This window comes from Sporosarcina sp. HYO08 (genome assembly GCF_001563475.1).
GTDB lineage: Bacteria > Bacillota > Bacilli > Bacillales_A > Planococcaceae > Sporosarcina.
This window is the reverse complement of record NZ_LPUT01000026.1, coordinates 1-257: the sequence shown is the minus strand read 5'-3', so window position 1 is coordinate 257 and position 257 is coordinate 1. Positions and strand designations below refer to the sequence as shown.

The 257-nt window shown below is 39.3% G+C and carries 1 rRNA gene; it reads left to right on the top strand.

The features are described from left to right. Nucleotides 1-167: 167 nt before the first annotated feature. Nucleotides 168-257, top strand: a 23S ribosomal RNA gene (locus tag AU377_RS09285); the annotation flags it as partial.

Genomic DNA, 257 nt, shown 5'->3' with positions numbered 1-257 from the left:
CTTAGATATGAAAACTTCAAAACTTGTTCATTGAAAACTGGATAAAACGACATTGAAAGCAACAAATCAAGTAATCAACCGAGTCGATTACATTATGTAATCACTTATTTGCAATACCTTTTTAACGTTCCAGCTTTATATCGCTATAAAGTTGAACGACCATTTTAGGTTAAGTTATAAAGGGCGCGCGGCGGATGCCTTGGCACTAGAAGCCGATGAAGGACGGCACTAACACCGATATGCTTCGGGGAGCTGTA